The sequence below is a fragment of the Allobosea sp. Root670 genome (assembly GCF_001429415.1).
In the GTDB taxonomy this organism is placed as follows: domain Bacteria; phylum Pseudomonadota; class Alphaproteobacteria; order Rhizobiales; family Beijerinckiaceae; genus Allobosea; species Allobosea robiniae.
Window position 1 is genome coordinate 17168 of record NZ_LMJU01000002.1, and the last position, 22518, is coordinate 39685.

At 67.3% G+C, this 22518-nt stretch carries 23 protein-coding genes; 14 read left to right on the top strand and 9 right to left on the bottom strand.

Going from position 1 to position 22518, the window contains the following annotated elements:
* The first annotated feature begins 30 nt into the window (after window positions 1-30).
* Window positions 31-1335, top strand: coding sequence for a class I SAM-dependent methyltransferase (locus tag ASE61_RS05840; protein ID WP_061966033.1), 1305 nt, complete (start codon window positions 31-33; stop codon window positions 1333-1335).
* Between the two features lie 83 nt (window positions 1336-1418).
* On the opposite strand, the gene ASE61_RS05845 is transcribed toward ASE61_RS05840, so the two are convergent.
* Window positions 1419-1736, bottom strand: coding sequence for a DUF2853 family protein (locus ASE61_RS05845; protein WP_061965698.1), 318 nt, complete (start codon window positions 1734-1736; stop codon window positions 1419-1421).
* A 240-nt stretch (window positions 1737-1976) separates the two neighbouring features.
* On the opposite strand from ASE61_RS05845, the gene ASE61_RS05850 reads away from it, so the two are divergent.
* Window positions 1977-2924, top strand: a complete 948-nt coding sequence (locus tag ASE61_RS05850; protein ID WP_061966035.1) for a 2-hydroxyacid dehydrogenase — start codon at window positions 1977-1979, stop codon at window positions 2922-2924.
* A gap of 4 nt (window positions 2925-2928) precedes the next feature.
* On the opposite strand, the gene ASE61_RS05855 is transcribed toward ASE61_RS05850, so the two are convergent.
* The 4 genes from ASE61_RS05855 to ASE61_RS05870 all read right to left on the bottom strand — a co-directional run bounded on the left by ASE61_RS05855 (window position 2929) and on the right by ASE61_RS05870 (window position 6431).
* The gene (locus ASE61_RS05855; protein WP_061965700.1) at window positions 2929-3441 is read right to left on the bottom strand and encodes a L,D-transpeptidase; all 513 of its coding nucleotides are present in this window, start codon (window positions 3439-3441) and stop codon (window positions 2929-2931) included.
* 110 nt (window positions 3442-3551) lie between these two features.
* Window positions 3552-4376: a heme ABC transporter ATP-binding protein gene (locus ASE61_RS05860; protein ID WP_061965703.1), complete on the bottom strand. Its 825-nt coding sequence runs from the start codon at window positions 4374-4376 to the stop codon at window positions 3552-3554.
* Window positions 4369-5448 (bottom strand): FecCD family ABC transporter permease, encoded by a 1080-nt coding sequence (locus ASE61_RS05865; RefSeq protein WP_061965705.1) that lies wholly within the window; start codon window positions 5446-5448, stop codon window positions 4369-4371. Before ASE61_RS05865 ends, ASE61_RS05860 begins: the two co-directional genes overlap by 8 nt.
* A 23-nt stretch (window positions 5449-5471) precedes the next feature.
* A complete protein-coding gene (locus tag ASE61_RS05870; protein ID WP_244492732.1) occupies window positions 5472-6431 on the bottom strand; it encodes a heme/hemin ABC transporter substrate-binding protein in 960 nt (319 codons plus the stop codon).
* A 360-nt stretch (window positions 6432-6791) separates the two neighbouring features.
* Here ASE61_RS05870 and ASE61_RS05875 point away from each other — a divergent pair, with 360 nt between their 5' ends.
* The 3 genes from ASE61_RS05875 (at window position 6792) to ASE61_RS05885 (ending at window position 9269) form a co-directional block, all read left to right on the top strand.
* Window positions 6792-7139: an antibiotic biosynthesis monooxygenase family protein gene (locus ASE61_RS05875; RefSeq protein WP_061965707.1), complete on the top strand. Its 348-nt coding sequence runs from the start codon at window positions 6792-6794 to the stop codon at window positions 7137-7139.
* Window positions 7140-7149: 10 nt separating this feature from the next.
* Window positions 7150-7671, top strand: a complete 522-nt coding sequence (gene hutX, locus ASE61_RS05880) for a heme utilization cystosolic carrier protein HutX (RefSeq protein WP_061965709.1) — start codon at window positions 7150-7152, stop codon at window positions 7669-7671.
* A gap of 140 nt (window positions 7672-7811) precedes the next feature.
* Entirely contained in the window at window positions 7812-9269 is a 1458-nt protein-coding gene (locus ASE61_RS05885) for a hypothetical protein (protein ID WP_061965711.1), read from the top strand.
* A gap of 3 nt (window positions 9270-9272) precedes the next feature.
* Here ASE61_RS05885 and ASE61_RS05890 read toward each other — a convergent pair whose 3' ends face one another.
* Window positions 9273-9995 (bottom strand): fused DSP-PTPase phosphatase/NAD kinase-like protein, encoded by a 723-nt coding sequence (locus ASE61_RS05890; protein WP_061965713.1) that lies wholly within the window; start codon window positions 9993-9995, stop codon window positions 9273-9275.
* Window positions 9996-10161: 166 nt separating this feature from the next.
* Between ASE61_RS05890 and ppa the strand changes: the two genes are divergently transcribed.
* Window positions 10162-10698, top strand: a complete 537-nt coding sequence (gene ppa / locus ASE61_RS05895) for an inorganic diphosphatase (RefSeq protein WP_061965715.1) — start codon at window positions 10162-10164, stop codon at window positions 10696-10698.
* Between the two features lie 54 nt (window positions 10699-10752).
* Here ppa and ASE61_RS05900 read toward each other — a convergent pair whose 3' ends face one another.
* Complete coding sequence (locus ASE61_RS05900; protein ID WP_061965717.1) at window positions 10753-11628, bottom strand: HpcH/HpaI aldolase/citrate lyase family protein; 876 nt, start codon at window positions 11626-11628, stop codon at window positions 10753-10755.
* Between the two features lie 91 nt (window positions 11629-11719).
* On the opposite strand from ASE61_RS05900, the gene ASE61_RS27470 reads away from it, so the two are divergent.
* From ASE61_RS27470 to ASE61_RS05930, 6 genes are all read left to right on the top strand, one after another.
* Window positions 11720-13432, top strand: coding sequence for a serine/threonine dehydratase (locus ASE61_RS27470; RefSeq protein WP_082617245.1), 1713 nt, complete (start codon window positions 11720-11722; stop codon window positions 13430-13432).
* A 74-nt stretch (window positions 13433-13506) separates the two neighbouring features.
* Entirely contained in the window at window positions 13507-14568 is a 1062-nt protein-coding gene (locus ASE61_RS05910) for a MaoC family dehydratase (RefSeq protein ID WP_061965719.1), read from the top strand.
* A gap of 154 nt (window positions 14569-14722) precedes the next feature.
* Entirely contained in the window at window positions 14723-15121 is a 399-nt protein-coding gene (gene sdhC / locus ASE61_RS05915) for a succinate dehydrogenase, cytochrome b556 subunit (RefSeq protein WP_244492746.1), read from the top strand.
* A gap of 11 nt (window positions 15122-15132) precedes the next feature.
* Complete coding sequence (gene sdhD / locus ASE61_RS05920) at window positions 15133-15525, top strand: succinate dehydrogenase, hydrophobic membrane anchor protein (protein ID WP_061965723.1); 393 nt, start codon at window positions 15133-15135, stop codon at window positions 15523-15525.
* 4 nt (window positions 15526-15529) lie between these two features.
* Window positions 15530-17362, top strand: coding sequence for a succinate dehydrogenase flavoprotein subunit (gene sdhA, locus ASE61_RS05925; RefSeq protein ID WP_061965725.1), 1833 nt, complete (start codon window positions 15530-15532; stop codon window positions 17360-17362).
* Between the two features lie 9 nt (window positions 17363-17371).
* A complete protein-coding gene (locus tag ASE61_RS05930) occupies window positions 17372-18157 on the top strand; it encodes a succinate dehydrogenase iron-sulfur subunit (RefSeq protein WP_061965726.1) in 786 nt (261 codons plus the stop codon).
* 175 nt (window positions 18158-18332) lie between these two features.
* Here the strand turns inward: ASE61_RS05930 and ASE61_RS05935 are convergent, their stop codons facing one another.
* Together ASE61_RS05935 and ASE61_RS05940 are read right to left on the bottom strand one after the other, a co-directional pair.
* Window positions 18333-19574 (bottom strand): NAD(P)/FAD-dependent oxidoreductase, encoded by a 1242-nt coding sequence (locus ASE61_RS05935; protein ID WP_244492733.1) that lies wholly within the window; start codon window positions 19572-19574, stop codon window positions 18333-18335.
* Complete coding sequence (locus ASE61_RS05940; RefSeq protein ID WP_082617262.1) at window positions 19571-20374, bottom strand: glutamine amidotransferase; 804 nt, start codon at window positions 20372-20374, stop codon at window positions 19571-19573. Before ASE61_RS05940 ends, ASE61_RS05935 begins: the two co-directional genes overlap by 4 nt.
* Window positions 20375-20623: 249 nt before the next feature.
* Here ASE61_RS05940 and ASE61_RS26765 point away from each other — a divergent pair, with 249 nt between their 5' ends.
* Both ASE61_RS26765 and ASE61_RS05950 read left to right on the top strand, forming a co-directional pair.
* On the top strand, window positions 20624-21262 hold the full coding sequence (locus tag ASE61_RS26765) for a TetR/AcrR family transcriptional regulator (protein ID WP_061965728.1): 639 nt from the start codon (window positions 20624-20626) through the stop codon (window positions 21260-21262).
* A 65-nt stretch (window positions 21263-21327) separates the two neighbouring features.
* Window positions 21328-22509 (top strand): efflux RND transporter periplasmic adaptor subunit, encoded by a 1182-nt coding sequence (locus ASE61_RS05950; RefSeq protein ID WP_061965730.1) that lies wholly within the window; start codon window positions 21328-21330, stop codon window positions 22507-22509.
* The last annotated feature ends 9 nt before the right edge of the window (window positions 22510-22518 follow it).

Consider the following 22518-nt stretch of genomic DNA (forward strand, 5'->3'; position numbering starts at 1 on the left):
ACAGGCGCCGGATAGCAGCGGATGTGCCTCATGGATAGCAACGACAAGCGCCTCGCGGCCCTGCGCCGCCTTCTTGCCGAGGCGCATGACAAGCTCGGCCTGAAGCTCGGTTTCCGGCTCTGGGACGGGAGCATGGTTCCAGCTTCCTGGCCGGCGGACGGACTCGCCATCGCTATCGCCGACCCCGGCGTTCTGGCCGCGCTGATCCGCAAGCCCAAGCTCGATACGTTGCTCAACCTGCATATCGCCGACCGGCTCGCGATCGTGAACGGCTCGCTCTTCGATCTTGCCGCGGCGCGGCCGGAAGGGAAGGTCGGCAAACTCGCGCGCAACATCCCTAAGGGCGCGGTCTTCGATGTCATCAGGCGCTTCATCTTCGTGTCGGGAGCGGCCGAGGCCGCTGTCAGCCATCCCAAGGGCGACGAGATCGCGCGGGACGGCGCGCCGGCCACCAACAAGGCCAACATCGCCTACCATTACGACGTCTCGAACGATTTCTACCGGCTCTTCCTCGACGAGGAGATGGTCTACACCTGCGCCTATTTCAGCGAGGATCACGGCGATCTCGAGCGCGCCCAGCGCGACAAGCTCGACATGATCTGCCGGAAGCTGCGCCTGCAGCCCGGCGACCGCTTCCTCGATATCGGCTGCGGCTGGGGCGCGCTGGTCTGTCACGCCGCCCGCCATTACGGGGTCGAGGCTCATGGCGTGACGCTGGCGGAGGAGCAGCTCGCCCTGGCGCGCGAGAAGGTCGAGAGGCTCGGGCTTCAGGGCAAGGTCACGCTCCACCTCAAGGATTTCACAGAGATGGAGGGGGAGTTCGACAAGATCTCCTCGATCGGCATGTTCGAGCATGTCGGCATCCGCAACCATCCGTCCTATTTCCAGGCGGTGAACCGGCTGCTCAGGCCGCGCGGGCTCTATCTGCATCACTGCATCTCGCGCCGCGCCAAGAAGACCGAGAAGGCCTTCAACAAGATGCCGGCCGAGTATCGTGCGCTGGTGCGCTACATCTTTCCCGGCGGCGAGCTCGACCATCTGGGCATGTCGATCGCCAATCTCGAGCGCCACGGCTTCGAGGTCCATGACGCCGAGGGCTGGCGCGAGCATTACCAGCGCACGACGCGGCTGTGGTGGGAAAGGCTCGACGCCAACAAGGACAAGGCCGAGGCCGAAATCGGTCCGGAGCGGACGCGGATGTGGCTGCTCTATCTCGCCGGCTGTTCGCTGGCCTTCGAGCGCGGCGGGGCGCTGGTCAACCAGACGCTGGTCACGAAGCGGCGCAAGGGGCCGTCCGGCCTGCCGCTGACGCGCGCAGACCTCTATCGCGCCTGAACGGCACTTCGGCCGGCTTGATGCCGGCCTCCCGTCTTCTCCGATGTCGGGAAGGTCGCCCGGCGCGCGGCCGGGCCGAGGTCTTACTTCTTGACGAAGAGGTCGAGCTTTCCATGATGCTCGGCCAGCAGGTAATAGAAGGTCAGGCGGGACTTGGTCTTGTCGGCCTTCATGTGCTCGCAGATCGCCTTGACGGAGCCGTCGAGATCGCCGGACTTCAGGCCGAGCTTCTTCTTCAGGAAGTTTTCGCGGACGCGATCGAGTTCGGCCGGATCGGAGCAGGCGACGTAGCGGGTATCGGGTTTGCTCATCACCAGTGCATAGGATTTCGACATGCCGGCGAAGGCCGCTTCGTTGAGCGCCTTCTTGGCAAACTTCTTCACGTCGGCGAGATGGTCCATCTGGTAGCCCCTTCCTGGCCCGTACGGGAGTACGGGTGGTTACGTGTCGCGGGCGGAGGTTAACGCGGTTCTTTGCAGGGGGCGAGGGGGCAAAGGATGAGATTTCGAGATTTCGGAACCGCCCGGGCCAGCCTTTGGTCGAAGGCCGGGATTGCGTGGCGCGGATGACGGGGCCAACGCCAGCATGGGTTGAGCCGGCGCCGATCCGGTGCTGCGATGCAGCATCCCCGGAGCATGATGATGAAGCCGACGATCCTGATGATGCCGCGTCTCGCCGCCGAAGCGATCGCCCGCCTGAAGCAGAGCTACACCGTGATCGGGCCGGTTGATGGCGACGCCGCGGCCGCGATCCCGGCGGAGGCGAGGGACGCGCGCGTGCTGGTGACCTATGGCGGGCGCCGGACCGGCGCCGAACTGATGGACGCCTTGCCGAAGCTCGAGCTGATCGCCTGCTATGGCTCCGGCGTCGAGGGGGTCGATGCCGCCGCGGCCAAGGCGCGCGGCATCAGGCTCTGCAATGCCGCCGACGCCAATGCGCGCAGCGTCGCTGAATTCGCGATGGGCCTGATGCTCTGCGTCATGCGCGGCATCGGGCAGGGGGAGCGCTTCCTGCGCGACGGCCTCTGGGGCAAGCCGGGGCGCGATCCGGTCGCCAACACGCCGGACCTCGCCGGCCGCAAGGTTGGCATCTATGGGCTCGGCGCCATCGGCAGCCGGATCGCGAGCCGCGCCGCAGCCTTCGAGATGGAGGTGGGCTATCACAGCCGCTCGCCCAAGCCGGACCTTCCTTACCGCTTCCATGACAGCCTGCTCGGCCTTGCCGCATGGGCCGACGTGCTGGTGGTCGCTGTCCGGGCCAGTGCCGAGACCCGCAACGCCATCGACGATGCCGTGCTGAACGCGCTTGGGCCCGCAGGTTATGTCGTCAATATCGCGCGTGGCCTCGTCATCGATGAGGACGCGCTCTGCGCAGCGCTTGAACAGAAGCGGATCGCCGGCGCGGCGCTCGACGTCTTCGCTGCGGAGCCGCATGTGCCGGAGCGGCTCCAGGCGCTCGACAATGTCGTGCTGACGCCGCATATCGCGGCGAGTTCGCAGGATGCCAAGAAAGAGCAGTTGCGGATGCTGCTCGGCAATCTGGAGGCGTTCTTCGCGGGACGGCCGATCCTTTCGCCGGTCACCCTCTGAAGGATCAGGGCAGGACGACGACCGGGGTTCCCATCTGGACGCGTGCGTAAAGGTCGATCACGTCCTGGTTGTGCATGCGGAAGCAGCCATAGGATGCGGCCTTGCCGACGGTATTCGGCATGTTGGTGCCGTGGATCGCGTATTGCCCGCCGGGGCCGAGGCCGATGACGCGCGCGCCCATCGGGTTGCGCGGCGAGCCGCCGGGAATGACGTCGGGCAGGCGGGGATTGTCGCGCTTGACCTCGGCCGGCGGCGCCCAGGCCGGATCGACCTGCAGTTCCTCGACATATTTGACGCCGCGCCACTGCTTGCCGGCCTTGCCGACGGCGATGGTGTAGCGGATCGCCTCGCCGGGCGAGACGACGTAGTAGAGCTTCCGCTCGCCGGTGCGGATCACGATGGTGCCGGGGTCGAAGCGCCCGTCGCGCATTCCGACGACCTCGCGGGCCTGCGCAGGTAGCGCAGCCGCAATGGCGGCCGACAGGGCAAGGGGTGCGACAGCGATATGCCGGAACATGTCTGGAACTCCCTGGAAACTGCGGGAGTTGTGCCGCCGCAGCCGTGAAGCGCGGGTTGAGCGATATGGTGAAGCGATGATTCAGGATGAATCACCGGTGAATCAGCGCTTTAGGCCGCCGGCCGAGCCCGGTGCTGCTGCGGCAGCAGGAAGGGCAGGCCGGGCGCGGGCGCGCGGCTCAGCGTCAGGTCGACCTTGAAGACCTGGCGCAGCAGTGCGTCGTCCAGCGTCCTGGCCGGCGGGCCCTGCGCGATGATCCGGCCCTGATCCATCACGACGAGATGGTCGGCATAGGTCACGGCGAGATTGAGGTCGTGCAGCACGATCAGGACGGCAACGCCGCGGGCTGCGATGGCGCGGGCCATGTCGAGCAAAGCGAGCTGGTGGCAAAGATCGAGGCTGGCGATCGGCTCGTCGAGGAACAGCACCTGCCGCTGCGCGACGCTGCGGCCGGCTTCGAGCTGGCAGAGCACGCGGGCAAACTGCACGCGCTGCTGCTCGCCGCCGGAGAGCGTCTGATAACGCCGCCCGGCGAGATCGATCACGCCGGCGGCAGTGAGACTCTCGGCGACGATCGCCTCGCGCCGCTGGCGGGTCAGGGCCCGGCCGATGCCGTCGACACCGAGGCTCGCGACCTCGTAGACGCTGAAGGGGAAAGCGAGGCGGGCGTGCTGGGCCATCACCGAGCGCAGGCAGGCGAGGCGCCAGGCCGGAACCGCCGCGAGCGATTCGCCGGCGATGCGGATATCGCCGCCGGCCGGCTTGATCTCGCCGGTCAGCAGCTTGAGCAGGGTCGATTTGCCGGCGCCGTTGGGGCCGATCAGGATGGTCGTCGTGCCCCCGGTGAGCTCGAGGCTGGCATCGCTGACGAGCTTGCGCCCGCTGGCGAGGAAGCTGACGCCATGGCTGGAGAGGATCGGGTTCGCGTCAGACATCGATCAGGCTCGTGCGGCGGAGCAGCAGCCAGAGGAAGAAGGGCGCGCCGATCGTGGCGGTGACGATGCCGATCGGCAGTTCGGCGGGGACGACGATCAGGCGCGCGACGATATCGGCGCCGACCAGCAGCATCGCACCGCCCAAGGCCGAGAGCGGCAGCAGCAGGCGATGGTCCGGGCCGACGCAGAGCCGGATCAGATGCGGCACGACGATGCCGACGAAGCCGATCAGGCCGGCCGTGGCGACGCTGGCGCCGACGGCGAGCGCGACCAGCAGGATCGCCAGCGCCTTGATGCGCTGGACGGGGATGCCGAGATGGTAGGCCTCGGCCTCGCCGAGCATCAGCCCGTTCAGGCCGCGCGCCAGCAGCGGCATCAGGAGAAGCAGCGGCAGGATGATCGGCGCGACCACCGTCAGCTTCGTCCAGCTCGCGCCGCCGAGGCTGCCGAGCGACCAGAAGGTCAGGTCGCGCAATTGCCGGTCGTCCGACATGAAGGCGAGCAGGCCGGTCAGTGCGCCCGCGAGCGCACCGAGCGCGACGCCGGCCAGCAGCATCGTGGCGACCGAGGTGCGGCCGCCGCGGGTGGCGATGAGATAGAGCGCCAGCGTCGAGATCAGGCCGCCGCAGAAGGCGCCGGCCGGCAGGGCGGCGAAGGGCAGCTTCATCATCGTGCCGGCGAGCAAGCGGTCGCCCAGCACGATGGTGGTGGCTGCCGCCAGTGCCGCGCCGCTGGAGACGCCGACGAGGCCGGGGTCGGCAAGCGGGTTGCGGAACAGCCCCTGCATCAGGGCGCCGGAGACGGCGAGGCCGGCGCCGACGAGCAGGCCGAGAAGCACGCGCGGCAGGCGGATATTGAGGACGACGAGGACATCGCGGCCCTCGAGCAAGGTGGTGTCCCCGGAAAGCCGCGCCATCAAAATCTCGGCGACGCGGCCGGGTGCGATCGAGATCGCGCCCTGGCCGATGGCGACCACGGTCAGGAGCAGGCAGGCCAGGGCGAGCCCCGCCACCGCGAGCAGGCCGGTGCGGCGCCGGCTGGCGATCAGCGTCGTCAGAGGCGAGGAGGCCATGGCTGGGGACGGTGCCGCGAGGGTCACGGGGCGGCTGCGGTCTTGAGCGGCGGAATGGCGGCTTCCGGGTAGATCGCGGCCATCAGGTCGCGCGCCGCCATCGGCGTGCGCGGCCCGAAGCCGAGCAGATAGAGCCCGTCCATATGGACCAGCCGCTTGCCGGTCGCTGCCGGGGTCTGGGAGAAGGCGGGCATCGCGAAGAGCTCGTCGGGCGTGGTGTTATGAGCGCTGCTGTTGCGCATCATCAGCACCATGTCCGGCGCGGCGGCGGCGATCGCCTCGTCCGTCATCGGCTTGTAGCCCTCGATCGCATCGGCGACGTTGATGCCGCCGGCGAGCGAGATGATGCCATCGGCCGAGCTGTTGCGGCCGCCGACCATGGCGCGGCCGTTCTGGAGCGAGAGCAGGAAGAGGACGCGCTTCTTCTTGGCGATGCCGGAGCGCAGCGTGGCGAGCTCGTCGAAGCGCGCCTTGGTCTGTGCCGCCAGGCGCTCGGCCGGGGCGGCTGCGCCGATCGCGGCGCCGATCGCGGCGATCTTGCTGGTGACCCCGTCCGGAGTCAGTCCGTCATGGATGCGGGCGATCTTCACGCCGGATTCGGTCAGCAGCGAGACGGCATCGGGAGGGCCTGCGCCATCGATCGCCATGATCAGGGAAGGCTTCAGCGAAAGCACGCCCTCGGCCGAGAGCGCGCGGACATAGCCGACATTCGCCTTCTGCTTCAGCGCCTCCGCCGGGAACTGGCTGGTCGAATCGACACCGACGATGCGGTCCTGCAGGCCCAGCGCATAGATCACCTCGGTGATGACGCCGCCGGCGACGACGATGCGATCCGGCGTCTGGGCAAGTGCCACGCCCGGCAAGGCGGCGGGGAGTGCGAGCCCACCGAGGCCGAGCGCGCTCAAGGCGAGCGCTGCGGTCATCTCGCGACGGTTCGGCTGCCGCAGGCCGCCATGGGCTTTGGTGATGCGCGAGCCAGACATATCGCAACTCCGTTCGGGCCCAGACGGTGGATTCTACCGACGCGGGCGCCAGGCAAGAAGGTTGTAGCCAGTTTAAAATCATTCAATACAAAGTAGATCCTGTTTTTAATTATTCAAAACAAGATCTTCTTTGCAGTATTATTGACGCTGATATGAGGCTTTACTACAAGGGGTCAAGGGCAACGCCGATGCGCGGCCGGCTTCGTCGGGCGATCTCGCCGGATAGTCGCCTGCCGGCCATGTGCATTTCCGGGTCGAGCCCTCCTTCCGGAGGCGCTCGAACGGATGGCGGTTGCCCTGCCGCGATCGCGGCATCGTTCGTTTCCGCCGGCTCCGGCGCGTCAGATGCAGGGTTTACCGATGTTCATCGCCATGAATCGCTTCAAGGTCGTCAAGGGCGAGGAAGCCGCCTTCGAGACGGTCTGGTCCTCGCGCAAGACCCGGCTCGACGAGATGCCGGGCTTCCTCTCCTTCCATCTGCTGAAGGGGCCGGAGAAGGAAGATCACACGCTCTATTCCTCGCATACGAGCTGGGCCTCGAAGGAGGATTTCACGGCCTGGACCAAGTCCGAGCAGTTCCGCGAATCGCATCGCAATGCCGGCCAGCCGCGCCCGAAGCCGATGTATCTCGGTCATCCCGAATTCGAGGGCTTCGAAACCGTGCTGAGCGAGAGCAACCCGCACCTGCCCCGCCAGGCGGCCGAGTGAGGCTGACCCGATGACGACCGCCGACACCGTCGCGCAGGACCCGATGGAGCACGCGCGCGCTCTGCTCGCGGCCAAGCCGGACGGCCTGATCGAGGCCGTGGCGCGCGAGGCCAAGGTCTCGACGCGCGCAGTCCTCGAACTCCTGCCCGAGGCCCAGCGTCAGCTCGTGGCACCCGAGCGCTTCGAGGATGTCTGGAAGGAGCTGGCGAGCTGGGGGACGGTGCTCTTCCTGATGCACACGCCCGACATCGTGCTGGAATGCGAGGGCTCGCTGCCGGTCGGCAGCTTCGGCCATGGCTACTACAACATCCATGGCGACAGCCCGATCGGCGGACATATCAAGGCCGAGAACTGCCGGGCGATCTATCTGGTCGACCGCTCCACCGCGCAGGGCCGGCGCGCCTGCTCGGTGCAGTTCTTCAACGGTTTCGGCGAGGTGATGTTCAAGGTCTTCGTGCGGCGCGATGCCGCGCGGGAACTGCTGGCGGACCAGCTGGCGCGGTTCGAGGCGCTCAAGACAAAATTCGCCTGAGCCGCGAAAAAAACGCCATGGTGCGGTTTATGCTTCGCGCGGTACAAGCTGCGCGAAGCGGCATCAGTGACGGACATGAGCGAAATTAACCAATCGTTAACCATGTTGACGCAGCCTTCGCGGCAGAAGGCCCGTCGGGCATGACCGCATCGCGCGACCGCGAGCTCTCGGGCCACGCGGCGGCTACGCCCGACGAAAGGCTGTCCGACGGTTCGACGATGGGGGGCGATATGGCCGCGCATGTCACCATGGATCGGGCCCATCTGCCGCATGGCCGCCCCGAGCTGAGCATTGCGGCCGGGCGGAGGTTCGTGGCGAGGCGGGTTCCGGCTCTGCGGTCGAATCTGGGTTCGGCGCTCCTGCTCGGCCTGCGCTTCATTCAGGCCCGGCTGATCTCGGTCTGGGGCCTGATCATTGCGGCCGCCCTGTGCCCGCCTTTCGTCTTCGCCGCCTTCGCCGTCTTTTCATCGGCTGCGAACTTTATCTCGATCGCCTCGCTCCTGCGATTGGAGGCGGTGTTTTTCCGGAGCAGCGATCGCTTCCGGCTTGGCCTTGCCTTCCGGCTTGCCGCTGCCGTCGGGGTGGCCTTCCTGGCGATCACCACCCTGGTCCTGATCGGGCTCGCCGCGACTGGCTGGGTCGCGCCTGCCGTCGCCTTCTTCTTCCTGGTTTCGCTGGCGGCGCGTTCGGTCCTGCGTTTGCTCTGGTCCGAGGCGACGGCGGAGGGGGATTTCCGCGCCATCGGCAACAGCAATGTCGTGCAGGCGGTGGTCCAGCCGGCGATCATGCTGATCCTGATCGCGATCTTCGGGCCGAAGGCGCTGACCCTTTTCATGGCCGATGCGCTCGGGCATGTGCTGGCGGCGGCCTATCTTCTGCGGCGCCGACGGGATTCGGTCGCGGAGCTTGTTCAGCCGGGTCTGTGGTCATGGCGCAGCCTCGCCGAGGCGGCCATCCGCTGGCGGGATGCGCCGCGCGCGTTGCTGCCGTCGGCGCTGCTGGCCTATGGCTTCGCGATCGCGCCGCTGATGGCGCTGCCCTATGCCAGCAACACTGTGCTGGCCGCGCAGATCGCCCTGTCGATGCGGCTTCTGGACATGCCGACCCAGATGTTCGGCACCGTGTCGATCCCGCTCGTGCTGAACCGCCTGCGCGCCCATGCCGGCCCGCGGCGGCGTTTCTGGGCACGAATCATGGCGCTCGGCCTGATCGTCGGCGCGACGGTCCTGTTCGGCGTCATCGCCTTGGCCTCGCTCGTGGCGGATCATTGGCTGGACGGGACGCAGTGGCAGAATCTCGGTGAGGTCATCGCATTGCTGGCGGCGTTCTATATCGGCATTGCCGTGCTCGGGCCGCTGCAGGAAGTGGCGACACTTTCGCGCCAGCCATTCTGGCAGGTTGTGATCAACGGCGTCGCGCTGATCGCTATCGTGGCGGCGATGGCGTGGTTCCGCGCATTGTCGCCGGAGCTGCTGTTGACGATCGGCGCCATCTCGATCCTGCGGACGCTGACGCACACCATCTTCATCTGGCTGCATCTCGACGATTCCGCTGAAGCACCGACCGATGGCCTGGCCGCTTCGGGGGCTGCCCGCTGAAGGTTATTCTCTGCGGATCAGCTTGTCGGCGAGCAGCGAGGAGAGAAGACCCGGCTTGAACTCGCGCTCCAGCCGCTCCGGGTCGTAGATCGTGGCGACCCAGTCCAGGAAGGCGATGCCCTTCGCGTCGCCCTCGCGGCGATAGGCCTCGAAGAAGGCGTCGAGGATGCCAGTCTTGGCGAAGCGGAAATGGCCGTAGCGCAGCGAGAGCTGGCGCATCGCCTCGTCGAGCGGGCGCCCTTCATGGATCAGCAGGTAGAGCGCCGAGAAGAAGCCGGCCCGGTCGGCGCCTGATTTGCAATGCACCAATGCCGGCTCGTTGAGACTCTCGAAGAATGCCTTGGCACCGAGAATGGTCTCGCGCTCCGGGGCGCCACGCGAGCGCAGCACGAAATCGACCAGCTTGATGCCGTGGCGCTCGCACGCCTCCTTCTGGAGCGGCCAGGAGCCGTGCTCGCGCCCGCCGCGCAGGTTGACGATGGTCCTGACGCCTTTGCGCGCGAAGGTGGCGATCTGGCCGGGCGCAGGCTGGGCCGCGCGCCAGAGCCGTGGCGTGACCCGGTGCGCATTGAGATAGGCGAGCCGGAAGATGCCGTGGTCGACCAGCAGCATGTTGGCCCAGGCGCGCAGGCGCTGGCCGCGGCCCTCGATCGGCCGGTCCCAGCGGGCGATGCGGGCCATGCGGCGGGCATAGCGCTCTTCGTCGGGGCGCAGGCGGCTCAGCACGGCCTGATCTCGGGGCTGTTCATGAGGCGCCGGATAGCAGCGCGGGCGCGCCGGCGCAAATCATCAGGCGATGCGCAATCACGGAAGGGCTTGGACTTTTCGCCGCGAACTTGCATAAGGCCCGGCAAAATTCCCAAGCGAAAATTCCCAAGCGACAGGTTCCAGCATGCGCATCGACGCCATCTCCATCGGCAAGAACCCGCCCGAAGAAGTCAATGTCCTGATCGAAGTGGCGATCGGGGGCGAGCCGATCAAGTACGAGATGGACAAGGAAGCCGGCACGCTCTTCGTCGACCGCTTCCTCTACACGCCGATGCGCTATCCCGGGAACTACGGCTTCATCCCGCATACGCTCTCGGAAGATGGCGACCCCTGCGACGTGCTCGTCGCCAATACGCGCCCGCTGGTGCCGGGCTCGTATATCGCGGTGCGGCCGATCGGCGTGATGCTGATGGAGGACGAGGCCGGCGGCGACGAGAAGATCATCGCCGTGCCCGTGCCGAAGCTGACCAAGCGCTACGAGAACGTGCACAACTACACCGACCTGCCGCAGATCACGCTCGACCAGATCCAGCACTTCTTCGAGCACTACAAGGATCTCGAGCCCGGAAAATGGGTCAAGCTCAAGGGCTGGGGCGATGCCGCCATGGCCAAGAAGCTGATCACCGAGGCGATCGATCGCGCGAAGGCCGCGAAGGGCTGAGTCCGCTCGTCCAGACGCTTTGAAAGGGCCGCGCTCAGCGCGGCCTTTTTTATTTCAGGCCGCGATCGCGTCCGCCAGCGCGACCGTGCGGCGCGCCATCTCGGCATGCAGCAGTTCGACCATGCGGCCGTCGAGCTGGATCGCGCCCTTGCCCGCGTTCTCCGGCAGGTCGAAGGCGGCGATGACCGCCCGGGCCTTTGTCAGTTCGGCCTCGTCAGGCGCAAAGACCGCGTTGGCCGCCGCGACCTGCGAGGGGTGGATCAGCGTCCTGCCGTCGAAGCCGAGATCGCGGCCCTGCTCGCATTCGGCCAGGAAACCGGCCTCGTCCTTGATGTCGTTATAGACGCCGTCGAGGATGTCGATGCCATGGGCGCGGGCGGCGAGCAGCGCGCTCGTCAGCCAGGGCAGCATCGGGGCGCGGCCGGGCACGAAGCGGGCGCGCGTCTCCTTGGCGAGGTCGTTGGTGCCCATGACGAAGCAGGAAAGCCGCGTCACGGGATCGCGGGCGGCACGGGCGATGCGCTCGACATCGAGAATGGCGAGCGGGGTCTCGATCATCGCCCAGATCGCGATGGCAGGGTCCGCCCAGAGGCCGTTCAGCAGGCCGCCGACCTCGTGCAGGGTTTCCGGCGCCGAAACCTTCGGGATCAGGATCGCCTGCGGCTTCGCCTCCGTGGCGGCGGCGAGATCCTCAGTGAACCACGGCGTGCCGGTGCCGTTGACGCGGATCACCAGCTCCCGCCGGCCATAGCCGCCGGCCTTCACGGCGGCGCAGACCTGTTCTCGCGCTGTCGCCTTGGCGTCGGGAGCGACGGCGTCCTCGAGGTCGAGGATCAGGACGTCGGCCGCGATCTCGCGGGCCTTCTCAAGCGCGCGGGCGTTGGAGCCCGGCATGTAGAGGGCGCTGCGGCGGGGGCGTATCGTGCTCATCGTCTCTCCTGACACGGGCCGGCTTGTGCTGCGCTGCACAGTAGAGCAACGCAGATGCAATGCCAGCGCTGCGAAAGGCGGAGGAAACGGCATGGCGTGGCTTGCCGGCGTCGATGGCTGCAAGGGCGGCTGGATTGCGGCGATCGTGTCCAGCGAAGGGCGGGGTGCGCTGGTGATCCGTATTGTGCCTTACTTCGCCGATCTCTTCACGAGCGAGATCGTGCCCGATCTCGTCGCGGTCGACATGCCGATCGGCCTCCCCGACCAGGTGAAGGGCTCCGGGCGAGGGCCGGAGCAGGCGGTGCGCGCGCTGCTGGGCGACAGGCAATCCTCGGTCTTTTCCATTCCAGCGCGCCGGGCCGTCGAGGCGACCGACTACCGTGAGGCCTGCGCACTGGCGCTCGCAGCCTCCGATCCGCCGCGCAAGGTCTCGAAGCAGGGCTTCCACCTGTTCCCGAAAATCCGCGAGATCGACGGCTTGCTGCGCTCCGAGTCCGGATTGCGGGAGCGGGTCTACGAGGTTCATCCCGAGCTCGCCTTCCGCACGATGCGAGGCGCACCGCTGGTCCATCCCAAGAAGATCAAGGGCGTGGTCAATCCGGAGGGCGTGGCCGAGCGGCGCAGCCTGCTGATGGAGGCCGGCATTCCGGCCGAGACGGCGAACTCCCGTCCGCCGCGCGGGGCTGCAGCCGACGACCTTCTCGATGCGCTGGCGGCGCTGGTCGTCACCCGGCACATTGCCGCCGGGCGTGGGTACCCCTTTCCCGATCCGCCGGGACGCGATAGCCACGGTCTTCCGATTGCGATCTGGACGTTTCGTCCAGCCTCCGAGCCTCGTCAGGATATCGTCATGAGCGCACGCCCCGTCACCCGTCCGATGATCGAGGAAGCAGCGGCGCGCATCGCCGGCCATGCCCGGATCACGCCCGTGATGCGATTGGGCACAGGGGCTTTCGGCTCCGTGGCGGATGTCTCGCTCAAGCTCGAATGCCTGCAGCACGCCGGCTCGTTCAAGACGCGCGGCGCCTTCAACAACCTGCTCTCGCTGCCGGTGCCGGCCGCCGGTGTTTCGGCTGCGTCGGGCGGCAATCATGGCGCCGCGGTAGCCTATGCCGCGATGAAGCGCCGGGTGAAGGCGACGATCTTCGTTCCGGAAATCTCGCCCGCCGCCAAGATCGAGGCGATCAAGCGCTTCGGCGCCGATGTCGTGGTCGGCGGTGCCCAGTATGACGACGCACAGGCGGCCTGCGACCGGTTCGTCGGCGAGACCGGAGCGCTCAAGATCCATCCCTTCGCTGCGGCGGAGACCATCACCGGCCAGGGCACGCTCGGCCGCGAATGGGACAGCCAAGAGCCCGATCTCGACACCGTGCTCGTCGCGGTCGGCGGCGGCGGGCTGATCTCGGGCATCGCGAGCTGGTTCACTGGGAGCAAGGTCAAGGTCGTCGGCGTGGAGCCGGAAGGCTCGCGTGCTTTGCAGGCGGCGTTCGATGCGAAGGGCCCGGTCGAGGTCAAGGTCGCCTCGGTGGCGGCGGATTCGCTGGGCGCCCGCAATGTCGGTCAGCTCGTCTATGACGTGACCCGGGACAGCGTCGATCACGTCGCTCTGGTGCCGGATGCGGCGATCACGGAGGCGCAAGGCGTGCTCTGGCGCGATTTCCGCCTTGCGGTCGAGCCCGGCGGGGCGGCGGCGCTGGGTGCTCTGCTCTGCGGGGCCTACAAGCCTGCGCAGGGCGAGCGGCTCGGCGTGCTCGTCTGCGGCGCCAATGTCGACCTGGCGAAGCTCGCTGCGATCGTCGGCTGACGTTCGGCCTTTCGTCGGGGCTGGACGCGGAGCTTCGTTGCAACGCACACTTGCCCGCGATCAGGAGGCGATGCATGCCCGGCTCGACGCCAAAGACCAGTTCCGGCCGTTTCTTCGAGGATTTCCACCTCGGCGATACCATCGTCCATGCCACGCCGCGCACGGTGCGGGCCGGCGACGCGGCGCTCTATTCGGCGCTCTACGGCTCGCGCTTCGCGGTGCAGTCCTCGGACGCCTTCGCTGGCGCGATCGGCTATCCGACGGCGCCGATTGACGACCTGCTCGTCTTCCACATCGTCTTCGGCAAGACGGTGCCGGATGTCTCGCTCAATGCGGTCGCCAATCTCGGCTATGCTGATGGACGCTTCCTGAGGCCGGTCTATCCCGGCGACACGCTCTCGACCACGTCAGAAGTGATCGGGCTGAAGCAGACCTCGGCCGGCGATGCTGGCATCGTCTATGTCCGCTCGATCGGCCGCAACCAGCGCAATGAGATCGTGCTGAGCTATGCGCGCTGGGTGCTGGTGCGCAAGCGCGAGCCGGGCACGCCCGCTCATGCCGAGCAGGTGCCGGAGCTGGCCAAGGCCGTGCTGCCGGAGCAACTCGGCGAGGGTTGCCCCCGGATCGAGCTCGCTGCTTACGACGATGCGTTCGCCGGCTCGCGCTTCCGCTGGGGCGATTATGCCGTCGGCGAACGGATCGACCATGTCGATGGCATGACCGTCGAGGAGGCCGAGCATCAGCTTGCGACGCGGCTCTACCAGAATACGGCACGGGTGCATTTCGATGCCCACGCGGCGCAGGGGACCCGCTTCGGCAAGCGCCTGATCTATGGCGGCCATGTCATCAGCCTGGCGCGGGCGCTGTCCTTCAACGGGCTCGGCAACGCCTTCCATATCGCGGCGATCAATGGCGGGCGCCATGTCGCGCCGCTCTTCGCCGGCGACACGGTCTATGCCTGGAGCGAGGTCCTGGGCAGCGCCGAGATTCCGGGGCGCGGCGATGTCGGGGCGCTCCGGCTTCGGCTGGTCGCGACCAAGAACCGCGCTTGCGCGGATTTCCCGCTGAAGGCCGGAGATCAGTATGATCCGAGCGTGATTCTCGATTTGGACTATTGGGCGCTGCTGCCGCGGTAAGCTTTTCGTAAGAAAATGACGATTTTCAGAATCTGTAACTTCGTTATGCGCATGCCGCATTGCAGCGCCGGGACGGTTTCGTTAGACAACCAGTCACTCTAGAATGATCCCAAATGGGTCCGTCCCTATCGACGGACCGCTTGATCGGAGAACGATATTGGCCGAGGTCAAGCCCGCAGCCCGCCCGCTTTCGCCCCACCTGCAGATCTATCGCTGGTCCTGGACGATGGCGATGTCCATCGCCCACCGCGTCACCGGCACGGGGCTTTATCTCGGCACGGTGCTGATCGCTGCCTGGCTGGTCGCTGCCGCGTCCGGCCCCGCCGCCTTCGACATGGCGCAGGCGATTGCCGGCTCCTTCCTCGGCCGGGTCGTGCTCTTCCTCTACAGCTTCTCGCTGATCCACCACATGGTCGGGGGTCTCCGTCACTTCGTCTGGGATATGGGCAAGGGCTACGAGCCCGAGACCCGGATGAACATGGCGAAGTTCTCGCTGGTCGCCTCGGTGAGCCTGACGGTCCTGGTCTGGATCGTCGTCCTGGTCCTGCGCTGAGGAGCCCCGCCATGCTGTCCAATTCCTCGATGCGCACCCCGCTCGGCCGCGTCCGCGGCCTCGGTTCCGCCAAGTCCGGCACCGGCCATTTCTGGCTGCAGCGCGTCACCGCCGTCTCGAACCTGATCCTGACGGTGATCTTCATCGGCGTCGTCATCGCGCTGGTCGGCCGGCCCTATCCGGCGGCGATCGCGCTTCTGTCGAACCCCTGCGTCGCGATCCTGATGCTGCTCTTCATCCTCTCGGCCTGCATCCATATGCGGATCGGCATGCAGGTCGTCATCGAGGATTACATCCATGGCGAGGGGGCCAAGGTCCTCGCCGTCATGGCCAACACCTTCTTCGCCATCGCCGTTGGCGCCGCCAGCGTCTACGCGGTGCTGAAGCTGTCTTTTGGAGGCTGATCCGATGGCGATCACAAAATCCCGTCCGGTCCCGGCCTATACCGGCACCGCCTATCCGATCACCGACCACACCTTCGACGTCGTCGTCGTCGGCGCCGGCGGCGCTGGCCTTCGCGCCACGGTCGGCTGCTCGCAGGCGGGCCTGCGCACCGCCTGTATCTCAAAGGTGTTCCCGACCCGCTCGCACACCGTCGCGGCGCAGGGCGGCGTCGCCGCCTCGCTCGGCAACATGGGCAAGGACACCTGGCAGTGGCACATGTACGACACCGTGAAGGGGTCGGACTGGCTCGGCGACCAGGACGCCATCGAATATCTCGTGCGCAACGCGCCGGCCGCCGTCTACGAGCTCGAGCATTGGGGCGTGCCCTTCTCGCGCACCGAGGACGGCAAGATCTATCAGCGCCCCTTCGGCGGCATGACCACTGAATTCGGCGAGGGCCCGCCGGCCCAGCGCACCTGCGCCGCGGCCGACCGCACCGGCCACGCCATGCTGCACACGCTCTACGGCCAGGCCCTGCGCTACAATACCGAGTTCTTCATCGAGTATTTCGCCATCGACCTGATCATGGACGAGGACGGCCATTGCCGCGGCGTGATCGCGCTCAAGCTCGATGACGGCACGCTGCACCGCTTCCGCGCCCAGCAGACGATCCTGGCGACCGGCGGCTATGGCCGCGCCTATTTCTCCGCGACCTCGGCCCATACCTGCACCGGCGACGGCGGCGGCATGGTGCTGCGTGCCGGCCTGCCGATGCAGGACATGGAGTTCGTGCAGTTCCATCCGACCGGCATCTACGGCTCGGGCTGCCTGATCACCGAAGGCGCGCGCGGCGAGGGCGGCTATCTCACCAATTCCGAGGGCGAGCGCTTCATGGAGCGCTATGCCCCGTCAGCGAAGGACCTCGCCTCGCGCGACGTCGTCTCGCGCTCGATGACGATGGAAATCCGGGCCGGCCGCGGCGTCGGTAAGGACAAGGACCACATCTACCTGCATCTCGACCATCTCGATCCGAAGATCCTGCACGAGCGCCTGCCCGGCATCTCGGAGAGCGCCAAAATCTTCGCCGGCGTCGACGTGACCCGCGAGCCGATCCCGGTCCTGCCGACCGTGCACTACAACATGGGCGGCATTCCCACGAACTTCCACGGCGAGGTTCTGACCAAGGTCGGCGGTGATCCGGACACGGTGGTGCCCGGCCTGATGGCGATCGGCGAGGCGGCCTGCGTCTCCGTGCATGGCGCCAACCGCCTCGGCTCGAACTCGCTGATCGACCTCGTCGTGTTCGGCCGCGCGGCCGGCCTGCGCTGCGCCGAGACGGTGACGGCGGGCGAGAAGCAGCCTGAATTGCCGAAGGGTTCGTCCGACCTCGCGCTGACCCGCCTCGACAAGTACCGCAACGCTTCGGGCGGCACGCCGACCGCGGTGCTGCGCGACCGTATGCAGCGGACGATGCAGAACAACTGCGCCGTCTATCGCGAGGGCGACACGCTGGAAGAAGGCCACAAGCTGATCCACGAGGTCTGGAACGGCATCACGGATATCGGCACCACGGACCGCTCGCTGATCTGGAATTCCGACCTGATCGAGACCCTGGAATTCGACAACCTGATCACCCAGGCGGTCGTGACCATGGATTCGGCGCTGAACCGCCCGGAAAGCCGCGGCGCCCATGCCCGCGAGGACTATCCGAATCGCGACGACAAGGACTGGATGAAGCACACGCTCGCCTGGATCGACGACGAGAAGCGGACGATCACGCTCGATGACCGGCCGGTGCACACTTACACGATGTCCAACGACATCGAGTACATCAAGCCCAAGGCGCGGGTGTACTGAGGGACTCCGATGGCTGAATTCACTCTTCCGAAGAACTCCCGCCTCGTCGAGGGCAAGGCCTGGCCAAAGCCGGCCGGGGCCAAGAAACTGACCGAGTTCAAGGTCTATCGCTGGAGCCCGGACGACACCGAGAATCCGCGCACCGACACCTATTATGTCGACCGCGACGATTGCGGGCCGATGGTTCTCGATGCGCTGATCTGGATCAAGAACAAGGTCGACCCGACGCTGACCTTCCGCCGCTCCTGCCGCGAGGGCATCTGCGGTTCCTGCGCCATGAACATGGACGGCAAGAACGGGCTGGCCTGCACCACCGGCATCGACGAGTGCGGGGCCAAGGGCAAGGTCGCGATCTATCCGCTGCCGCATATGCCCGTGGTCAAGGATCTCGTGCCGGACCTGACGCGCTTCTATGCCCAGCACGCCTCGATCGAGCCCTGGCTGAAGACGACGACGCCGGCTCCCGAGAAGGAATGGCGCCAGGCCAAGGACGACCGCGAGAAGCTCGACGGTCTCTACGAGTGCATCCTCTGTGCCTGCTGCTCGACCTCCTGCCCGAGCTACTGGTGGAACGGCGACCGCTATCTCGGCCCGGCCGCGCTGCTGCAGGCCTATCGCTGGCTGATCGATAGCCGCGACGAGGCGACCGGCGAGCGCCTCGACGATCTGGAAGATCCCTTCCGGCTCTATCGCTGCCATACCATCATGAACTGCGCGAATGCCTGCCCGAAGGGCCTGAACCCGGCCAAGGCGATCGCGGAAGTGAAGAAGATGATGGTGGCGCGTCAGGTCTGACGACGCGTGTCATCCCGTGCGCGCTGCGGCACGTCAGTGCTGCTGCGCAGACACGGGACCGTTTTCCGCTAAGGGCGCGTTCTCGTGAGGGAGCGCGCTTTTTCGTTGAAGGGTGCCTTTTCCTGAAGACGGTCCCGCATCTGCGCAGCAGCAGCGCGTGCGCGAAGACAGTGCGTCAGCGGATGTAGCGCCCCGGCCGGAACGGCGTCGGGTCGATCGGCGGCTTCTCGCCGCAGACCATGGCGGCGATCATCTCGCCGGTGATCGGGCCGGTCGAGAAGCCGATATGCTGGTTGCCGAAGGCGAGCCAGAGCCCGGGATTGCGGGGCGCCTCGCCGATCATCGGCAGGGAATCCGGCAGGGTCGGACGGGCGCCGCGCCAGGTTTCGCCGACGACCTCGCCGAGCGGGAAGGCTTCACGCGCCGCTGCCGTCGCGCCGTCGATCTGGCGGTGCTGGTCCGGTGCGTCGCGGAAGGAGAGATCGACGCCGCTGGTGACGCGAAAACCCTGCTCCATCGGCGCCATGTAATAGGCCCCGTCGACATCGTAGATCGGTCGCGACAGGCCGGTGCCGGCTTCCGGCTTGAGATGGCGGTGATAGCCGCGCTCGACATCGAGCTTGGGATCGATCCCGAGCGGCTTCAGCAGGTCGCCGCTCCAGGGGCCGAGCGCGACGATCGCGATATCGGCGTCAAAGCTGCCCGAGGCGCTGCTCGCGCGCCAGCCAGTGCCGTTGCGGGCGAGCCCGGTGATCGCAGCCTGCTCGATCCGGCCGCCACGCTCGGCGAAGAGCGCCGCATAGGCCTCGGTGACGGCGCCGGGGGAATCGACCGAGCCGACGCAGGGGATCAGGAGCCCGGCCGGGAAAATCGGGTTTAGGCTGGGCTCGATGCCGGAAATGCCTTGCCGGTCGAGGATCTGCGATTCGATGCCGTGGCTTTTCAGGAAATCATGCTCGGCCCGGGCGGCCTCATGGCCGGCCTCGGTGCGCCAGAGCTTGATCGTGCCGGTCTCGCGCAGGCGGTGCGACACGCCGGCTTCAGTCATCAGGGCGCGGTGGCGCTCGACCGTGCTCGCCGTCAGCGCCTGCAAGGCGGCGATGCGAGCTGCCCCCTGCGAGGGGCGGGCCTCCCAGAGGAAGCGCAGCAGCCAGCCCGGCCGGCTGAAGGCGCGGCGCCAACTCAAATTAAGCGCCGGATGGCGGTTGCCGAGATAGCCGGCGATCTTGGCGTAGAGCGAGGGGTTGTTGAGTGGAGCGATCGAGGAGGCCGCGAGCACGCCGGCATTGCCGTAGGAGGTTTCCCGGCCGGGCGGCTTGCGGTCGATCAGCGTCACCGTGATACCGCGCTTCTGGAGCGCGAGCGCGCAGGAGACGCCGACCATGCCGGCGCCGAGAACGAGAGCTTTGCGGGTCAAGGCGATGTCGTTCCGGCTGCCGCCGGCTCCTTCAGCCAATGGTCGAGGAAGGCGTCGAGCCAGAGCCGGATCGCCGGATCGTGCTGGAACCAGCCGGGCACATGGGTATGGCCGAGCTGTGCGCCGGGCATCAGCGTGCGCTCATAGCCGCGCACCGACCAGCGATACATCATCGCCGGCGTCACCTCGGGGTGGAACTGGAGGCCGTAGGCCTTGCTGCCGGCGCGGATGGCCTGCACGGGGAAATCCCCACCGGTGGCGAGGCATTCCGCCCCGTTCGGGCAGTCGAAGCCGTCGCGATGCCATTGATAGACCGTGCCGGGCCATGTGAAACCGGCCGCCGCAGCATGGCTGTGGCCGTTTTCGGTGATCGCGAGCGGATAATAGCCGACCTCGGCGCGGCCTTCGCCATGGGTATAGACCCGCGCGCCCATATGCTTCGCCAGCATCTGCGCACCCAGGCAGATGCCGAGGAAGGCGGCGTCCTCCTTCAGGCAGGTGCCGATCCAGTCGATCTCGGCCTTGACGAAATCCTCGGGATCGTTGGCGCCCATTGGGCCGCCGAAGATCACGGCGCCGGCATGCTCGCGCATCGTCCGCGGCAGGGGATCGCCGAAGCGCGGCTTGCGGATGTCGAGCGCGTGGCCGCGCGCCTGCAGCAGGCGGCCGACGCGGCCGGGCGTCGAGTGCTCCTGATGCAGCACGACCAACACCGGCTTCGGTGCGGGCCTCGGCCTGCGGGCGGTGAGGGGGGAGCGGGTGCGGCGAGCCGGACGCAAGGGGAAGGCGTGGTCGTTCATCACGAACTTCGAGGTCGCTCGCGCGTCGACATCGGAAGGGACGGCGCGCGGAGCCATGCCAGGTCACTTTCAAACATGCGGTTCCAGTCGGAACGAAGCAAGCAATTTATACGCGGGAATGCGGCAATGATCCGGCCATTCCTGCATGGCCCTGTCGCGACACTGGCGACCGCAAGGGCGATTCGCTTGACGGGCGCTGCCTAATCTGAGATGAGAATGAACATTCATTCTCATTCATGCCGAGTCCTGATGCCGCCCCTGGTTTCCGCATCGCAGCCCGTTGCCGCCCTGACCGAGCGCCATATCCGCATCCTCGATGCGGCCGAACGCGTCTTCGCGCGCGCCGGTTTCCATGCCGCGACGATGCAGGATGTCGCGGCCGAAGCCAGCATGAGCCCGGGCAATCTCTATCGCTATTTCTCGTCCAAGGACGCGATCATCGAGGGGATGACCGAACGCGACCGCAGCCTGATCGCGGAGGATTTCGGCAAGCTCTGTCCGCGGAACGGCTCGCTGCTCGACCAGCTCGAGGAGCTCGGCCGCAAGCATCTCGTGCATCAGCCGCGCGAGAAGGCCGTCATCGCCGTGCAGATCTGGGCGGAAGCGGCGCGCAATCCCGGGATGGCGCGGATGTGCGCGGATATCGAGGGTACCGTGATCGAGGGGCTTGCCGCGGCGATCCGCGAGGCCAAGGCCAATGGCGAATTGCCGCCACGGCTCGACGAGGGCCGCTTCCTGATGGCGATCTCGATGATGGCGGACGGATTCTTCTGCCGGCGCGCGATGGACCCGAATTTCGACATCGCTGCTGCGGCCGACACGCTCTTCATCGGCATGCGCCAGCTTTCCCAGACAATGCTCCTGCCCGAAACGGAGACGCAGCCGTGATCTCTGCTCCTGCCGGGCCTGCCCCGTTTCCGACCGGCCGCGTGGCCGCAACAGGATCGTTTCCGATGTCCCTTCGTTCGATCGTTCCGCTGAACGCGATGATCGCGCTGGTCCTGCTGGCCGCGCCGCTGCCGCTGCAGGCGCAGACCGCCGGGCAGGCCGCAGCCGCGGCTGCCGGACCCTCCGTCACGGTGACGCAGGCGCAGAGCACCGAGATCGTCCAGAGCGTGGTCGTCTCCGGCTCGATCGTCGCGCGCGACGAAATCCTGGTCGCGCCGGAAGTCGACGGGCTCTCGATCGTCGAACTGCTGGCGCAGGAGGGGGACAAGGTCGCGCGCGGGCAGGTCCTCGCGCGGCTGGACCGGACGACACTCGAGGTCCAGAAGGCGCAAAACGACGCCCAGATCGCACGGGCGGAGGCGCTGATCGCTCAGGCCAAGGCCCAGATCGCCGAGGCTGACGCCAATCTCGTCCAGGCCAACAATGCCTTCGACCGGACCAAGGCCCTGCGCGAGAGCGGCAATACCAGCGTCGAGACGTTCGACCAGCGCGCCGCCGCCGCACGGTCCGGTCAGGCACGCGCGAATTCCGCCCGGCAGGCACTGGCGATCGCCAGTGCCGATCTCGCTCTGGCCCAGGCGCAGGGCAAGGACATCGCCGTCAAGCTGGAGCGCACCGAGATCAAGGCGCGGCGCGCCGGCATCGTCAGTCGCCGGACGGCGCGGCTCGGCGCGATGGCGAGCATGCTGCCGCAGAGCGAGCCGCTGTTCCGGATCATCGCCGACGGCGCGGTCGAGCTCGAGGCGCAGGTCGCCGAAGTCGAGCTTCCCAAGCTCAAGCTCGATCAGGGCGTGGCGGTCCTGCCGGCCGGCGCCAGCGAGGCGCTGGCGGGCCGCATCCGGTTGATCGCGCCGGAGGTCGACAAGGCGTCGCGGCTCGGTCGCGTGCTCGTCGCGCTCGACGGCGATCCGCCGGTCGCCATCGGTTCGTTCGCGCGCGGGATCATCGAGACCGGCCGCAAGCGCGCCCTGACCCTGCCGCTTTCGGCCATCACCTATAACGGGTCGGGCGCGACCGTTCAGTCCGTCAAGGACGGCAAGGTCACGACCAAGCCGGTGACGCTCGGGCTGGTCGGCCATGGCCGCGCCGAGATCGCCAGCGGCATCACCGAGGGCGAGACCGTGGTGGCGCGCGCCGGCACCTTCGTGCGCGATGGCGACATCGTCACGCCGGTCGCGACGAACTGACGGGCAAGC

Excerpts from the sequence above, each read along its gene's own strand:
- ASE61_RS05840 (WP_061966033.1), top strand. The coding sequence starts at position 31 with ATGGATAGCAACGACAAGCGCCTCGCGGCCCTGCGCCGCCTTCTTGCC.
- ASE61_RS05845 (WP_061965698.1), bottom strand. The coding sequence starts at position 1,736 with ATGGACCATCTCGCCGACGTGAAGAAGTTTGCCAAGAAGGCGCTCAAC.
- ASE61_RS05850 (WP_061966035.1), top strand. The coding sequence starts at position 1,977 with ATGAAGCCGACGATCCTGATGATGCCGCGTCTCGCCGCCGAAGCGATC.
- ASE61_RS05855 (WP_061965700.1), bottom strand. The coding sequence starts at position 3,441 with ATGTTCCGGCATATCGCTGTCGCACCCCTTGCCCTGTCGGCCGCCATT.
- ASE61_RS05860 (WP_061965703.1), bottom strand. The coding sequence starts at position 4,376 with ATGTCTGACGCGAACCCGATCCTCTCCAGCCATGGCGTCAGCTTCCTC.
- ASE61_RS05865 (WP_061965705.1), bottom strand. The coding sequence starts at position 5,448 with ATGGCCTCCTCGCCTCTGACGACGCTGATCGCCAGCCGGCGCCGCACC.
- ASE61_RS05870 (WP_244492732.1), bottom strand. The coding sequence starts at position 6,431 with ATGTCTGGCTCGCGCATCACCAAAGCCCATGGCGGCCTGCGGCAGCCG.
- ASE61_RS05875 (WP_061965707.1), top strand. The coding sequence starts at position 6,792 with ATGTTCATCGCCATGAATCGCTTCAAGGTCGTCAAGGGCGAGGAAGCC.
- hutX (WP_061965709.1), top strand. The coding sequence starts at position 7,150 with ATGACGACCGCCGACACCGTCGCGCAGGACCCGATGGAGCACGCGCGC.
- ASE61_RS05885 (WP_061965711.1), top strand. The coding sequence starts at position 7,812 with ATGACCGCATCGCGCGACCGCGAGCTCTCGGGCCACGCGGCGGCTACG.
- ppa (WP_061965715.1), top strand. The coding sequence starts at position 10,162 with ATGCGCATCGACGCCATCTCCATCGGCAAGAACCCGCCCGAAGAAGTC.
- ASE61_RS05900 (WP_061965717.1), bottom strand. The coding sequence starts at position 11,628 with ATGAGCACGATACGCCCCCGCCGCAGCGCCCTCTACATGCCGGGCTCC.
- ASE61_RS27470 (WP_082617245.1), top strand. The coding sequence starts at position 11,720 with ATGGCGTGGCTTGCCGGCGTCGATGGCTGCAAGGGCGGCTGGATTGCG.
- ASE61_RS05910 (WP_061965719.1), top strand. The coding sequence starts at position 13,507 with ATGCCCGGCTCGACGCCAAAGACCAGTTCCGGCCGTTTCTTCGAGGAT.
- sdhD (WP_061965723.1), top strand. The coding sequence starts at position 15,133 with ATGCTGTCCAATTCCTCGATGCGCACCCCGCTCGGCCGCGTCCGCGGC.
- sdhA (WP_061965725.1), top strand. The coding sequence starts at position 15,530 with ATGGCGATCACAAAATCCCGTCCGGTCCCGGCCTATACCGGCACCGCC.
- ASE61_RS05930 (WP_061965726.1), top strand. The coding sequence starts at position 17,372 with ATGGCTGAATTCACTCTTCCGAAGAACTCCCGCCTCGTCGAGGGCAAG.
- ASE61_RS05940 (WP_082617262.1), bottom strand. The coding sequence starts at position 20,374 with ATGAACGACCACGCCTTCCCCTTGCGTCCGGCTCGCCGCACCCGCTCC.
- ASE61_RS26765 (WP_061965728.1), top strand. The coding sequence starts at position 20,624 with ATGCCGCCCCTGGTTTCCGCATCGCAGCCCGTTGCCGCCCTGACCGAG.
- ASE61_RS05950 (WP_061965730.1), top strand. The coding sequence starts at position 21,328 with ATGTCCCTTCGTTCGATCGTTCCGCTGAACGCGATGATCGCGCTGGTC.